Origin of the sequence: Alkalisalibacterium limincola, assembly GCF_008017755.1 — a bacterium.
Lineage (GTDB): Bacteria > Pseudomonadota > Gammaproteobacteria > Xanthomonadales > Xanthomonadaceae > Alkalisalibacterium > Alkalisalibacterium limincola.
The window spans coordinates 18,143-32,353 of record NZ_VRTS01000012.1 but is presented as its reverse complement, the minus strand read 5'-3'; the positions used below and the strand labels follow the sequence as shown (position 1 = coordinate 32,353).

10 protein-coding genes and 3 pseudogenes are annotated in these 14,211 nt (G+C 69.6%); 1 reads left to right on the top strand and 12 read right to left on the bottom strand.

What is annotated here, in order from left to right:
* Window positions 1-41 precede the first annotated feature (41 nt).
* From FU658_RS13470 to FU658_RS14585, 8 genes and pseudogenes are all read right to left on the bottom strand, one after another.
* A pseudogene (locus tag FU658_RS13470) lies at window positions 42-2,875 on the bottom strand (2-oxoglutarate dehydrogenase E1 component).
* A gap of 181 nt (window positions 2,876-3,056) precedes the next feature.
* Window positions 3,057-3,527: a DUF7931 domain-containing protein gene (locus tag FU658_RS15650; protein WP_255505629.1), complete on the bottom strand. Its 471-nt coding sequence runs from the start codon at window positions 3,525-3,527 to the stop codon at window positions 3,057-3,059.
* Between the two features lie 124 nt (window positions 3,528-3,651).
* Window positions 3,652-4,026: pseudogene (locus tag FU658_RS15780) on the bottom strand (GNAT family N-acetyltransferase); the annotation flags it as partial.
* Window positions 4,023-5,219 (bottom strand): JmjC domain-containing protein, encoded by a 1,197-nt coding sequence (locus tag FU658_RS13460; protein WP_425477623.1) that lies wholly within the window; start codon window positions 5,217-5,219, stop codon window positions 4,023-4,025. The pseudogene FU658_RS15780 and the gene FU658_RS13460, both read right to left, overlap by 4 nt.
* Before the next feature lie 42 nt (window positions 5,220-5,261).
* A complete protein-coding gene (purB, locus tag FU658_RS13455; RefSeq protein WP_147892550.1) occupies window positions 5,262-6,638 on the bottom strand; it encodes an adenylosuccinate lyase in 1,377 nt (458 codons plus the stop codon).
* Window positions 6,639-6,775: 137 nt separating this feature from the next.
* Window positions 6,776-8,365 (bottom strand): GYF domain-containing protein, encoded by a 1,590-nt coding sequence (locus FU658_RS13450; protein ID WP_147892549.1) that lies wholly within the window; start codon window positions 8,363-8,365, stop codon window positions 6,776-6,778.
* On the bottom strand, window positions 8,365-8,955 hold the full coding sequence (locus FU658_RS13445) for an RDD family protein (protein WP_187266133.1): 591 nt from the start codon (window positions 8,953-8,955) through the stop codon (window positions 8,365-8,367). The genes FU658_RS13450 and FU658_RS13445 overlap by 1 nt, the downstream gene beginning before the upstream one ends.
* 170 nt (window positions 8,956-9,125) lie before the next feature.
* The gene (locus FU658_RS14585) at window positions 9,126-9,536 is read right to left on the bottom strand and encodes a UrcA family protein (RefSeq protein ID WP_187266132.1); all 411 of its coding nucleotides are present in this window, start codon (window positions 9,534-9,536) and stop codon (window positions 9,126-9,128) included.
* Window positions 9,537-9,690: 154 nt separating this feature from the next.
* On the opposite strand from FU658_RS14585, the pseudogene FU658_RS13435 reads away from it, so the two are divergent.
* Window positions 9,691-11,090, top strand: a pseudogene (locus tag FU658_RS13435) (class II fumarate hydratase).
* A 49-nt stretch (window positions 11,091-11,139) separates the two neighbouring features.
* Here FU658_RS13435 and FU658_RS13430 read toward each other — a convergent pair.
* The 4 genes from FU658_RS13430 to FU658_RS13415 form a co-directional block, all read right to left on the bottom strand.
* Window positions 11,140-11,688: a YggN family protein gene (locus tag FU658_RS13430; RefSeq protein ID WP_147892546.1), complete on the bottom strand. Its 549-nt coding sequence runs from the start codon at window positions 11,686-11,688 to the stop codon at window positions 11,140-11,142.
* Between the two features lie 155 nt (window positions 11,689-11,843).
* Entirely contained in the window at window positions 11,844-12,392 is a 549-nt protein-coding gene (locus FU658_RS13425) for a hypothetical protein (protein WP_147892545.1), read from the bottom strand.
* Window positions 12,393-12,447: 55 nt separating this feature from the next.
* Window positions 12,448-13,287: a DUF4097 family beta strand repeat-containing protein gene (locus tag FU658_RS13420; protein WP_147892544.1), complete on the bottom strand. Its 840-nt coding sequence runs from the start codon at window positions 13,285-13,287 to the stop codon at window positions 12,448-12,450.
* Window positions 13,288-13,330: 43 nt separating this feature from the next.
* A complete protein-coding gene (locus FU658_RS13415) occupies window positions 13,331-14,170 on the bottom strand; it encodes a DUF4097 family beta strand repeat-containing protein (RefSeq protein ID WP_147892543.1) in 840 nt (279 codons plus the stop codon).
* Window positions 14,171-14,211: the final 41 nt, after the last annotated feature.

Below are 14,211 nucleotides of genomic sequence, written 5' to 3'. Positions count from 1 at the left end.
ACTCGGGTCCTGATTGCGTATTGTTTGGAAAGGGAAAGGACTTATTCGGCGACGTCGTTGCTGAGCTTGCCCACCAGCGCTTCCTCGACGAGCCGCTTCTGCTCGACGACGTGGGTCTTCATGTGGCCCGCGGCCGGCGACGGCGAGCGCGCGCGACCGGCGTAGTACAGCGACTGCTTGGCGCCGGCGCAGTGGGTCAGGTGGTGGCGGATCTGGTACCACGCACCCTGGTTCATCGGCTCTTCCTGGCACCACACCACGTCGGCGGTGGGCGAGAAGCGCTTGAGCTCCTCGACCAGCTCCGGCCGCGGGAACGGGTAGAGCTGCTCGACGCGCACGATCGCCACGTCATCGAGCTCGCGCTTGGTCGCCTCCTCCCGCAGGTCGTAGTAGACCTTGCCCGAGCACACCACCACGCGCCTGGCCTTCTTCGGTGCCTTGACCCGGTCGTCCGGGATCAGCAGCTGGAAGCCGCCGTCGGCCAGCTCGTCGAGCGTCGACACCGAGTCCTTGTTGCGCAGCAGCGACTTGGGCGTCATCACGATCAGCGGCTTGCGCGTGGCGCGCTTCATCTGCCGGCGCAGCATGTGGAACATCTGCGCGGCGTGGTCGGCACGCACACCTGCATGTTGTCCAGTGCGCACAGCTGCAGGAAGCGCTCCAGGCGGGCGGAGGAATGCTCCGGGCCCTGGCCCTCGTAGCCGTGCGGCAGGAACAGCACCAGGCCGCACAGGCGGCCCCACTTGGCTTCGCCGGAGCTGATGAACTGGTCGATGACCACCTGGGCGCCGTTGGCGAAGTCGCCGAACTGGCCTTCCCAGATGCACAGCGTCGATGGGTCGGCGGTGGCGTATCCGTACTCGAAGCCCATCACCGCTTCTTCGCTGAGCAGCGAATCGATGATCGAGACGTGCTCGGGGCGCTCCACCAGCTGCCGCAGCGGCCAGTAAGTCTCGCCGCTGTCTTGCTGGTGCAGCACCGCATGGCGGTGGAAGAAGGTGCCGCGGCCGGAGTCCTGGCCGACCAGGCGCAGCCTGAAGCCCTCCTCGAGCAGCGTGGCGTAGGCCAGGTTCTCGGCGAAGCCCCAGTCCATCGGCTGCTCGCCGGCCATCATCTTGAGCCGGTCCTCGTACACCTTGGCCACGCGCGAGTGCAGCTTGACGTCCCCGGGCACGACGTTGATCGCCTTGGCCAGCTTGTCGAGCGTCTTGCGCGGCACCTTGGTGGACGTCGGCGAGGCCAGCGTGCCCTTGAGGTAGGGGGCCCAGTTGACGGTGATCGCGTCGGAGGCTGGCGGTGCCAGCTCGACGACGACCGTGCCCTCGTCGAGCTTCTTGCGGTAGGCGGCCACCATTTCCTCGGCATCCTCGCCGCCCAGCACGCCGGCCTTGGCCAGCGCCTCGGCGTAGAGCTCGCGGGTGGTCTTGCGCGCGCGGATGTTCTTGTACATCAGCGGCTGGGTGGCCGCCGGCTCGTCGGCCTCGTTGTGGCCGTGGCGGCGGTAGCACACCAGGTCGAGGATGACGTCCTTGTTGAACTTCTGCCGGAACCGCAGCGCCAGCTCGGCGCAGAACACCACCGCCTCCGGGTCGTCGCCGTTCACGTGCAGCACCGGCGAGCCGACGATCTTGGCCACGTCGGTGCAGTAGAGGGTGGAGCGGGCGTCGTCGGGGCGGCTGATGGTGAAGCCGACCTGGTTGTTGATGACCACATGCACGGTGCCGCCGACGGCGAAACCGCGCGCCTGCGACATCTGCGAAAGCTCCATGACCACGCCCTGGCCGGCGAACGCGGCGTCGCCGTGGATCAGCACCGGCACCACCTTCGTGCCGACCTCGTCGTGGCGGCGCTCCTGGCGCGAGCGCACCGAGCCCGCGATCACCGGGTCGATGATCTCCAGGTGGGACGGGTTGAAGCCCAGTGCCAGGTGGACGGTGCCGCCCGGGGTCTCGATGTCGGAACTGAAGCCCAGGTGGTACTTCACGTCGCCGGTGTGGGCCGGGGTCTCGGGGTGGTCGAACTTGCCCTCGAACTCGGCGAACAGCTGGTGCGGCGGCTTGCCCATCGTGTTGACGAGCACGTTGAGGCGGCCACGGTGGGCCATGCCGATGATCAGCTCGCGGATGCCGTCCTCGCCACCGCGCTGGATCAGCGCGTCCATCAGCGGGATCAGGCTGTCGCCGCCTTCCAGCGAGAAGCGCTTCTGGCCGACGTACTTCTTGTGCAGGTAGCGCTCGAGCGTCTCGGCCTTGGTCAGCTCGGCCAGGATGCGCTTGCGCTTGTCGGCCTTGAACTTCCACTGGCCGGCATGGGCCTCGAGCTGCTCGTACACCCAGCGGCGCTGCTCGTGGTTGGTGATGTGCATGAACTCCGCACCGATGGTGCTGGAGTAGGTGGCCTGCAGGTGGGCCAGAAGGTCGCGCAGCTTCATGCGCGCCGGGCCGCCGAAATGCGGGCCGGTGCCGAACTCCTCGTCGAGGTCGGCCTTGGACAGGCCGTGGAACTCCAGCCCCAGGTCCGGCGCGTCGGGCTTCTCGCGCATGCCCAGCGGGTCGATCGAGGCGGCCAGGTGGCCACGCGAGCGGTAGGCGGTGATCAGCTTCAGGACCGCGCCCTGCTTGCGCGCGGCCTCGTTGCTCAGCGGCTCGCCACTGTCGCGGCCGGCGTGGCGGGCGGCGTCGCGGATGTGCGCGACCACGGCCGAATGCGGCACGTCTCCGGCTTCACGACCCTCGAGCCCATTGAAATAGGTTCGCCACTCGGGGTCGACCGACTCGGGGTCCACCAGGAACTGTTCGTAGAGATCCTCGACGAAAGCGGCGTTGCCGCCGGCGATGTGAGACGACTTCGCAAACTGCTTGATTAGGCTATCCACGGCTCGGCCTGGACCCTCTGGATTCCGGGGCGGAAGGGGAATGTCGATGCGGGCAACGACGGCACACCACAACGCGGCGCACCAAGTTGGCGATTATAGACGCAGGGCGCACCTGCTGGAACCGGCAAATGCCGCGAAAACAGTGGAAAAACGTCTAATCAGGCGCCGCGTTGGGCCCTGTTCACAGCCCGAGGGCGCGGAACTGGGTGCAGCGCTCGCAGCGCTCGAACACCGGGTCGAAGCCGGCGATGAGCTGGTGGGCCCGGGCCGGGGCCATCGGGCTGGCCTCGCCGGAGAAGCGGTTCGCCAGCGGCCGGTACACGAATCCACCGCGCTCGGCGGCGATCCAGGCGCCGGGTTCGCGGCGATCCACCGGGTCGGTCGGGCTGCGCAGTTCGATCCGGCTGGCCAGGCGCTGGGCGAGGGCGATCAGCGGGTGCGACGCACCCAGCCCCTCGGGTTGCTGCAGGATCACCCGCAGCGTCGCGTCGCGATGGGCGGTCAGGGCCACGCGGAGCGCGTCGATGACCCGGGGATGCCCCAGCAGCGGCAGGTCGCCATCGCGGCTGTAGACCACCATGCTGCGCGGGGCGGTCTCGATGACCGCGACCGTCGCATCCACGGCTTCGGCCAGCGATTCGATCTCGCGCACCGGCTGCGAGGGTGGCGACGGCTGGGCGCCAAGGCCCTCGGGCGGCCGGCAGGGGGTCGAGCGCGCGGCGCATCGTGATGTGCTCGATGCCGGCCTCCATGAAACGCTCGCCCTCCGGCGAGAAGCCGGCCCGGGAATAGAAGCCCTCGGCAGACACCTGTGCGTGCAGGCTGACCTCGTCCCAGCCGCGGGCGCGGGCCCGTTCGATCAAGGCCAGCAGTATCGCTTCGCCGACACCGCGGCCGCGCCAATCCTTCATCACCGCCATGCGACCGATCTTTCGCCCGGGCGTCAGCCGACCGGTGCCGATCGGCCGATGGTCGAGATCCACCGCCAGCACGTGCTCGCACTGCGGGTCGAGGTCGTCCCATTCCTCGTCCAGTGGCACCTGCTGTTCCTGGACGAAGACGGTTTCGCGCACCAGGCGCAGCGCGTCGAAGTCGGCCGTGTAGTCGGCCGGCACCACCTGGAACTCCAGCACCTGCGGGTCTTGGCTCATCGCTGTCGTCGCCTCGGAACGGGGCCAAGCTTCATGATGCCTCGTCCCAGCAGGTCGATGACAGCCTGGCGGCCATCCTCGTCCAGCGCGCCGTAGTCGCCGGCGTCCAACCGGCCGTCGGCACACAGTGCGCGGGCCGAGGCGATACCCATGCGCCAGGCGTCTCCCTCGACGAACAGCCGTGCCCCACGGCCATCGCGTGCCCAGGCCAGCCGCACGAACGGATGGCGGGCGATCAGCGCCCCCTTTTCCAGTCGGGCTTCCACGTCGCCACGCGTCGGTGCCCGGGCCGGGCCGGGAATCTGGCCGGCGCTTCGGTAGCGGGTGATGAAGCTGCCGAAGAAGTCACGCAGCTGCGCGTCGTCGAGTTCGCCCAGGCTGCCCAGCGCGGTGCGCAGGCGGCCGATCGCGGCGGCGTCGATCTCGTGGGCATCCCGCGCCGGGGCCAGGTCCGGGTCGGCGTAACGCAGTTCCTCGGGCAGCCGTTCGGCGACGTGGTCGGCCAGCTCCACCACCAGCTCGGCCGCCGAGGGCGCGCGCATGCCCAGCGAGAAGGTCAGGCAGGCGTCCACCGCCTCGCCGTGGTGGGGCACCCCGGGTGGCAGGTACAGCATGTCACCTTCTTCAAGTATCCACTCATGAGTTGGCTGGAACTCCTTGAGAAGCTTGAGTTCCGAGTCCTCACGAAAGTCCACGGGCGGGTTCGCCCCGGCATCGATCTGCCAGCGCCTGCGGCCCTTGGCCTGCAGCAAGAACACGTCGTACTGGTCCACGTGCGGGCCCACCGAACCACCCGGGGCGGCGAAGCTGACCATGATGTCGTCGATGCGCCAGCGCGGCAGGAAGTCGAAGGCCTGGATCAGCGCGGCCACGTCCAGGTCCCACTTGTCCACGTCCTGCACCAGCAGGGTCCAGTCCTGGTGCGGCATGTCCGGGAACATCTCCTCCGGGAACGGACCGGTGCGCAGTTCGTAGCGGTCGGCCTGCCGGTGGTGCACGACGATGCGCGACAGCGCCGCCTCCTCGCAGGCCAGGCCGGCCAGGTCTTCGGGTTCGATCGGCGTGGTGAAGCCCGGGAACGCGTTGCGGACCAGCAGTGGGCGCTTTTGCCAGTAGCGCGACAGGAACTGCTCCGGGGTCATGCCCAGCGGGGGCAGGGTGGCGGCGTCGACTTCGATCGGGGTTCGGGCCACGGTGGCCTCCGGCTGGGCGGGCGCCTGGGCACCCCGGGGGAATCAGATTTCGCGTGCCAGCTTCGCGGCCAGGCCGGTGTAGTCGCCGGGGGTCAGCGCTGCCAGCCGCGACTTGGCGTCCTCGGGCAGGTCCAGCCCATCGACGAACTCACGCAGGCGCGTCGCATCGATGCCATGGCCGCGGGTGAGTTCCTTGAGCTGCTCGTACGGGTTGGGCAGGCCGTGTCGACGCATGACCGTCTGCACCGGCTCGGCCAGCACCTCCCAGGAGGCATCGAGGTCGGCGGCAAGGCGTTCCGGGTTCACGCTCAGCTTGCCCAGGCCCTTGAGCAGCGACTCGATCGCGATGAGCGTGTGGCCGAAGGCGGTGCCCAGTGCGCGCAGCACGGTGGAGTCGGTCAGGTCGCGCTGCCAGCGGCTGATCGGCAACTTCGCCGCGAAGTGCTCCAGCAGGCCGTTGGCGATGCCGAAGTTGCCCTCGGCGTTCTCGAAGTCGATCGGGTTGACCTTGTGCGGCATCGTCGAGGAGCCCACTTCGCCGGCCTTCACCGCCTGCTTGAAGTAGCCCTGCGAGATGTAGCCCCACACGTCGCGGCACAGGTCGATGCCGATCGTGTTGAAGCGACGGGTCACGTCGCACAGCTCGGCGATGCAGTCGTGCGGCTCGATCTGCGTGGTGTAGGGGTTGAAGAACAGGCCCAGGCTTTCGACGAAGTTCTGCGAGAAGGTGGGCCAATCCACGTCGGGATAAGCCACCACGTGGGCGTTGTAGTTGCCCACCGCGCCGTTGATCTTGCCCTGCAGCTCCACGGCCCACAGCTGCTTTTGCTGCCGGCGCAGGCGCGCCACCACGTTGGCGACCTCCTTGCCCACGGTCGAGGGCGAGGCGGTCTGGCCGTGGGTGCGCGAGAGCATCGGCAGTGCCGCGTGTTCGTGGGCCATCGACACCAGCGCCGCCTCCAGGCGCTTGATGGCGGGCTCCAGCACCTCCTCGCGGGCGCGGGAGAGCATCAGCGAGTAGCTGAGGTTGTTGATGTCCTCCGAGGTGCAGGCGAAGTGCACGAACTCCAGCGCCGGTGCCAGCTCTTCATCGTCGCGCAGGCGCTCCTTGATGAAGTACTCCACCGCCTTGACGTCGTGGTTGGTGGTGGCCTCGATCTGCTTGACCCGGGCGGCGTCCTCGACGCTGAATTCCGCCGCGAGGGCGCGCAGGCGGGTGGCCGCATCTTCGGAGAACGCCGGCAGTTCGACGATGCCATCCTCTGCGGCCAGCGCCAGCAGCCATTCCACCTCGACCCGCACGCGGGCGTGGATCAGGCCGAACTCCGAGAGGATGGGGCGCAGCGCATCGACCTTGCCGGCATAGCGGCCGTCGACCGGGGACAGGGCGAGGAGGGCGGCGTGCGGGGTGTCGGACATGGCGTGCAATTCGCATTGGGTCGAAGGGGCAGGATTCTACACTGCGGGCCTCTTGGCGGCCGCGCCCTGCCCATTGCGAGGCATGAAGTTGCACCCGCTTGCCCGTAGCCGTTTCGACCGGATCGCCCGTGCGGGCGCTATTGCAGCTCCGCCAGCAATGCCGCCCCCAAACGGTGGTCGGGTAGCGCGGCGAGGCTGCGCGCCGTGCCCAGCAACCCGGCGCAGTTCTCGTCGGCCTCCGGGCCTTGCGCCGAATAGGCGATCGGCCAAGGCCGCAGCGGCGGTAAGGCGATAGCGGGCTCGCTGGCGGCCAGCGTCGACGTCGCCTGCCACGGCGCCCAGTCGCGCTCGGCCGCAGCACGAACCACCTCGACGGCGCGTGCCAGCGCGGCGCGTTCCGCCTTGGGGTGGAGGGCCTGGGCGTAGCAGGCGCCGCCAGGCGACTCCCATTCGAACTGTTCGTCGAGCTTCACCAGGTTCCGCAACCAGGCGCGCGCCACGTGCGGTGGGGTGGCGGCCAGCGCGGTGCCGAAGGGCCCGTGCAGCAGCTGGCGAAGCGCCTCCTCGACACCTTCCTGGCGGGTCTGGGCCAGCAGCAGCGCATCACTGTGCAGGCGCACATGGTCGGGGAAGGCGAGTTCGAAGAAATCCAGCATTTCCGCCGCCTCGGGCATGTCGCGGGCCAGCAATGCCCGTGCCAGCACCGTGCCGCGGGCCTCGGCCGGCACCGCCTGGCTGTCGTTGTCGAGCAGCAGGAAGTCCGGCAGCACGCCGAAGTGCGTGGTGGGCTCCAGCCACGCCATGTCATCCGGCGGGGTGTCGCGCATGGCGTCCAGCGCCTGCGGCCCGAAGCCCGCGCGCTCGAGGTGCTCGACCATCGTCTTGATCGTGCCGTCGGAGTCGATGCCCCGCTCGCCTCCCAGCACGTTGGAGGGGCGGTGCAGGCCGATGCGCGAATCGGTGTACAGCTCGATGCGGTCGGCGGCGGCCAGCAGCAGGGTGCAGGCGCTGGCGCACTCGCCGTCCACCCGTGCGGTGAAGGGGCCGCGGGCCCGCAGCAGGTCCGCAGCGGCCGCGGCGGCGTCGATGATGCCGCCGCCGTTGTCGAGCACCAGCACCAGTTCGCCGGTGTGGCTTTCCAGCAGCACCTGCAGGTCGTGGGCCAGCGTGCGGCCCAGCCCACCCAGGAGCAGCACCTCGCCCTTGTCGTTGATGCTGAGGTGGTGGGGGTCGACCTCCAGGTCCGACGCCACGGTGGTGCGGAACACCAGCGTGCCCATGGCCAGCGCGGGCAGCGCGACCAGCGCCGAGATGCCTGCCACGACCTTGACGCCGGGGCCGATGGATCCGCCACCGCGCCAGCGCACCCAGGCGAAGGCGGCCACGGCCAGCAGCAGCAAGCCGGCGCAGGCGGCCATGACCAGGACGCTCAATCCCAGTGCCTCCTCGCTGTCGGCCACGCGCCAGGCAATCGCGCCCAGGCCGGCGTAGGCCACCCAGCACCCCGCTGCCGCCACCAGGGCCAGGCCGCCAACCAGCGCGCGCGCGCGCGGGCCGGGGCCCGGGAAACGCGCGGGGAAGACCTGCGCCACGCTCTGCCACGTCGGGTCGCCGGGCTGGGCGAGCAGGTCGTTGCCGCCCAGTTCGCCGGCATCGATCCGCGCGTGGAGCGTGTCGGCATCGAAGGGGCCAAGCACCTGCCCGGCCCGCGAGAGGTACCAGAGCATCAATCCAGCCTGTAGAGCATGATGATGGCTGCGTAGCCCACCACCAGCGCGGCGATGCCAAGCACGGCAAGCAGGGTGCGCGTGGTCCCGGCGGCCCGGTAGAGCACCACGGTGCCGCGCCAGTCGCCGTCCCACGAGGACTGGCCCTCGCGCTCCAGCGTGCGGTAGGCGACGAGCTGGGTGATCATGGCGATCAAGGGCACGCCCAGGCCGAGCCCGCGAACCAGCACGTCGACCTCGCGCAGCAGCGCGCGGCGCAGACCCGGCGGTCCCCCGTTGGTGCCCTCGACCCGGATCCCGAACAGGAACTTGCCCGGCGTGGTCGCGGTGAGCCCGTACATCAAGGCACAGCCGATCGCCGCCAGCACCAGCACCAGCACACCCTGCGCCAAGGCCAGGGGCAGGACCGTGTCCAGGCTGGTGTCGAAGCCGAACATCAGTACGAGTTCGATGAGGATGCCCCCGAAGAAGCCGAGCAGCAGTGCATCGATGGTGCGGGCGGCCCATCGGCTCCATGGCGCCACCGGCGCGCGCTCCCACACCTGCGCGGGCAGTTGCGTGGCGTCGGCCACGACGTTTTCCTCGATCATTTCACCATCCCCGTGGACGATGCCTCCCAGCACGCATCCCCCCGGAAGCGATTTCGGCATCGCCGGAAATGATGACACAGCCTGCGGCCGTTGCGGCATGCGGAGCGTCGGTCCGGCAACCGTGCCGACGCCCCGTGCCCCTGCGGCCAGCGTTGGACGCTGGTCCTGGTTCAGCGCATCCCGACCCGTGTGCGTGCGGTGTAGCGGACCTGGGCCATCGCATCGTCGGTGGCGCGACGCACGCACACCTCGGTGCTGGGCTCGCCGTCGGGATACAGCTCGGCCAGTTCCTTGCACACCCGCTCGGCGGCCTCTTGGACGCGGTCCTCCAGCGTGAACAGGTCGGCGGTGCGGTCGAGGTTCAAGTCGTCGAACTCGACCTGGGCGGTCTGCTCGGCCGAGGCCACCTGCATGCGCCCGCCGCGCTGCCGCTCGCGGGTGATCCGGGGGGCCACGACGGTGATCGACTCGAGCCGCTCCGTCGATGGTTCGGACTGGGCAATGGCCGGAGTCGGTGCGAACGCCAGCGAGACCAGCATCGCGGCGGGCAATGTTGCGGTGAGTAAGGTGATTCCACGCATGATCGCTTCTCCTTGCTGCGTGATGTGCCGGTGGCAAGCCGGCCTTGGGGGAGGGCCGGCGGACTCGCGTGAAGCCGACCGCCACCCCTTACAACGCAGCCCGACCTCGGGAAAGGACGCTATGCTGGCCCACGCCCCCGACATGGAGCCCGACATGGCCGACACCCCATCCTCCAGGCCGCGCGAGCGCATCGAGCGCGATTCCATGGGCGAGTTGCGCGTCCCCGCCGACGCGCTGTACGGCGCCCAGACCCAACGCGCGGTCGACAACTTCCCGATTTCCGGGCTGCGCATGCCCCGCGGCTTCATCCGGGCGCTGGGCCTGGTCAAGGGCGCCGTGGCCGAGGCCAACGCTTCGCTGGGCCACCTGCCCAGGGACACCGCCCGAGCGATCGCCCGCGCCGGGGCCGAGGTGGCCGCCGGCACGCACGACGACCACTTCCCGGTCGACGTGTTCCAGACCGGTTCGGGCACCAGTTCCAACATGAACGCCAACGAGGTCATCGCCCGGCTGGCCAGCACCAAGCGGCGCACCGTGCACCCGAACGACCACGTCAACCTGGGCCAGAGTTCCAACGATGTCGTGCCCACCGCCATCCAGGTGGCGGCCTGCCTCGCTGCGCACGAAGACCTGCTGCCTGCGCTGAAAAAGCTGCGCAAGGCCATCGACAGCGCGCCAAGCGGCTGGACAAGGTGGTCAAGACCGGCCGCACCCACCTGATGGACGCGATGCCGCTGACGCTGGGACAGGAACTGCGCACCTGGTCGGCGCAGCTGGACTCGGCCAGCGAACGCATCGGCGACAGCCTCCGGCGCATGCGGCGCCTGCCGCTGGGCGGCACCGCGATCGGTACCGGCATCAATGCCGACCCGAAGATGCCCAGGCTGGCGGTCGCCGCCCTGTCCAAGGCCGGCGGGGTGAAGTTCGAATCGGCGAAGAACAAGTTCGAGGGCATCGCCAGCCAGGATGCCTCGGTGGAACTGTCCGGCCAGCTCAATACGCTGGCCGTGGCACTGATGAAGATCGCCAACGACCTGCGCTGGATGAACTCCGGGCCCCTGGCCGGCCTGGCGGAGATCGCGCTGCCTGCGCTGCAGCCGGGCTCCTCGATCATGCCGGGCAAGGTGAACCCGGTGATCCCCGAGGCGGTGGCGATGGTCTGCGCGCAGGTGATGGGCAACCACACCACCATCACCGTGGCCGGCGCCAGCGGCAATTTCCAGCTCAACGTCATGCTGCCGGTGGTGGCGCTCAACCTGCTGCAGTCGATCCAGCTGCTGGCCTCGGCGTCGCGGGCGCTGGCCGAGGACGCGATCGCCGGCTTCAAGGTCAACGACGACCGGTTGCAGGACGCACTGGCGAGGAACCCGGTGCTCGTCACCGCGCTCAATCCGGTGATCGGTTACGAAAAGGGGGCGGCCATCGCCAAGCAGGCCTACGCCGAGAAACGTCCGGTGCTGGACGTGGCGAAGGAAATGACCGACCTGGACGAGGCGCAGTTGCGGAAGCTCCTGGATCCGGTGGCGTTGACCCGGGGCGGCATCGCCGGGTGAGGCCACTGCAGTGCCCGGCCGCCCTGGGGCGGCCGGACTCCCTGCGTGGTCAGTGCAGGGCGGCGATTTCCGACCAGCATTGATCGCCCGCGTCGAGCTGCCCGTCGACGTAGGGCAGCAGTTCGATCAGGCCCATGTCGATCGCCTTCTGGCTGCTCTCGACCAGTGCGTCCACGCTGCCGCAGATGCCTTGCATCGAGTCGGCAAGGCGCGCCTTGACCGATGCTTCGACGCCGGCCGCGAATGCCGGGTCCCCGGCGCGTCCGCTGGCCACGGCCTGCAGGGCCTCGGCGGTCACCTCGGCGGCAATCGCCTCGGCCTCGCGCCCGATCGCCTGGCCCTTCGCGCCGAGGTCCTCGATGTGCAGATGCATGCGCATCAAGGCCTGGCGTTGTTCCGGCGAGGTGGGCACCTCGATGTCGTCGATGAACAGGCGACCGGTCGTGCCGATCCTCGCGTCGGGGTGCCCGAAGGCGGTGAGCTGCAATCCCTCGCTCCCCGCGGACGGGTTGGCGGTCTGTTCGGCAGCGACGACGCTGGTGAGGGCCAGCGCGGCGCTTGCCAGGGCCGTCAAGGCCCAGCATTGGATGTGTTTCATCATCAGGACTCCATGGCAGTTTCCAAGGCCACGTCAGCGCCACCGCCCAAGGCGACGCTGCCGTGGCAGACCCGGCGCGGTCTGGGCGTGCATCCTGCGCGCGCCGTCTTACCTCGAAACCAGGACCGGTCGCGGCGCGGGCGCCGCTCCGACCGTCAAAGCGAAGCCATCCCCTCGCGACACTTCTCGCTGCTGCGCGGGGTCATGCGCGCGTAGGGCTGGAATTCGGTCAAGCCGCTCTCGGCCACCGCGCGCTGCGAGCGGTAGACGTCGTCGATGCGATCGCAGATCGGGCCCAGGCCCGCCGACACGGCGTCCTTGACGCCCTGGCCGATGCGCTCGCCCATGCCCTCGTCGGCCTCGCCGCTGAACTTGGCCCGCACCGCGTCGCGTGCAGCCGTGGCGGCAGCACCGCCCGCGGCCTTGCCGAACTCGGCGGAATCCTCGCCAAAGCGCAGGATCTGGGCATGGTAGTCGCGCAACAGGGCGCGCTGGGCGGGCGTGGTCGCAACCTCCGTCCCTGCCACCTTGAACGTGCCGTCGGGCTCGAGCGTGGCGCGCGGCAGGTCCGGGACGTTCATGCGCACCGTGTCGCCACGTACGCTGAGGTGGCTGGAATCGCCTTCGAAATCGACGTGCTGCGCGCAGCCGGCCAGCAGCACGAGCGCCACCAGCGGGGCCAGCATCAGGGGTTTGGTGTTCATCGTGAATCCCTCCGGTATGGCCGGGCCCGCCGAGGCGGCGCCGGCCTGGATGCCATCAGCGGCGGCGCGGCACGTCCACGTTGCCGGCCACGTTGCGGGTGCGCACGTCGCCGCTGCCCTTGACGCTCAGGCTCACGTCGCCGCCGACGTCGTAGGCCCTGACGTCGCCCGAGCCCAGCGTCCTGACGCTGACGCTGCCGGCGATGCGCTGCAGCTCCGCGTCGCCCGAGCCGATCGAACCGATGTCGACCGAGCCCTCCACGTCGCGAAGGTCGAGGTCGCCCGATCCGATGCTGCCCACGCTCACGTCGCCGGCCACGCCGTAAAGCTCCACGTCGCCCGAGCCGATCGAGCCGATCTCGGCGCGCCCGACGTTGCGTGCCTCGATGTCGCCGCTGCCCACCCGGGCCTTGAACAGGCCGGCCACGTCGCGTGCCTCCAGGTCGCCCGAGCCCACGGTGGCATCGAGCGATTGCACGTTGTGGATCCACGCATCGCCCGAGCCCACGGCGAGGTCGATTGCCAGGGTGTCGGGAATGCGGCCCTCGATCTCGAAGTAGCCGTAATTGCCGCTGCCGCGGCCGAAGAGGTTGAAGCGCACCGACGAGCTGCCGCCGGTCTCGCGCACCAGCTTGAGCACGCCGTCACCGGCCCGCTCGGGTTCGAGCGAGAGTTGCGCCAGGCGCTCGGCGGAGGAGGCGCAGCCACGCACGCTCAGGCGGCCATCGCCATCGGGCGCACCGACCAGGCGCAGCTTGTCCGGACCGATCGCGACCTGCAGCACCCGGATGTCGTCCAGGTCGAGCTGCAGCTCGCTGCGGTTCTCGTGGGCGCAGGGCATCGCGGCCAGCGCCAGCGTGGGTGCCAGGAAAAGGACGGGGATCAATGCCTTCATCATTGGACTCCTTGGAAGGATAGGGGTTGAACCGGGCAGGGCGTCAGCGGTTGGGCAGGCTCACGCTGCCCTTGACGCCGCGGTGCTCCACGTCGCCCGAGCCCTTGCTGCGCAGCCGCAGGTCGCCGCCGATGTCGCGGGCCTCGATGCTTCCCGAGCCCAGCGCGCGCGCCTCGACATCGCCGCCCACGTCGAAGAGCTTCGCCCCGCCCGAGCCGATGGTTCCGATCGACACCGTGCCGCTGACCTCGCGGAGGTCCAGCTGTCCCGAGCCGATGTTGCCGATGCGGGCGTCACCCTCGACGCCACGCAGCTTGATGTCTCCCGAACCGATGGAGCCGATCTCGACCGGGCCGGTGCGTTCGGCTTCGATGTCGCCGCTGCCGACCAGCGCGGTGAAGCGACCGTCCACCCGGCTGACCTCGAGGTCCCCGGAGCCGACCACGGCCTCCAGGGCGCCCACGTTGGTCACCTCCGCGTCGCCCGAGCCCACGGTCAGGTCGACGGCGAGCCGGGCGGGGATGCGCCCGCTGATCTCGAAGCGGCCATAGTCGCTGCGGGTGATGAACCAGCTGCGGCCGATCTCGTTGTGGCGGCCACCGTGGTCGAGCGCCAGCACCAGGCGGTCGTCGCCGTCACGCTCCAGCGCCGCGGCCAGGTCATCCAGGCGCGTCTGGTCGGAGGCGCACATGCGCACGCTCAGCGAACCACCTTCCTGGTCCTGGCCTTCCAGCCGCAGGCTGTCCGGGCCGATGCTGACCTGCAGCGTCTCGATGCCGACGGTGTCGAGTTCGAGTGTCTGCGTGCGTTCCACCGCGCAGGGGCCCTGGCCCAGGGCCAGGCCCGGCGAAAGCAGCAGGACGGCGATCATTGTCTTGTTCATGAATTCCACTCCATCGGAGGTTGTTGCCCGCCCGCCCGGCA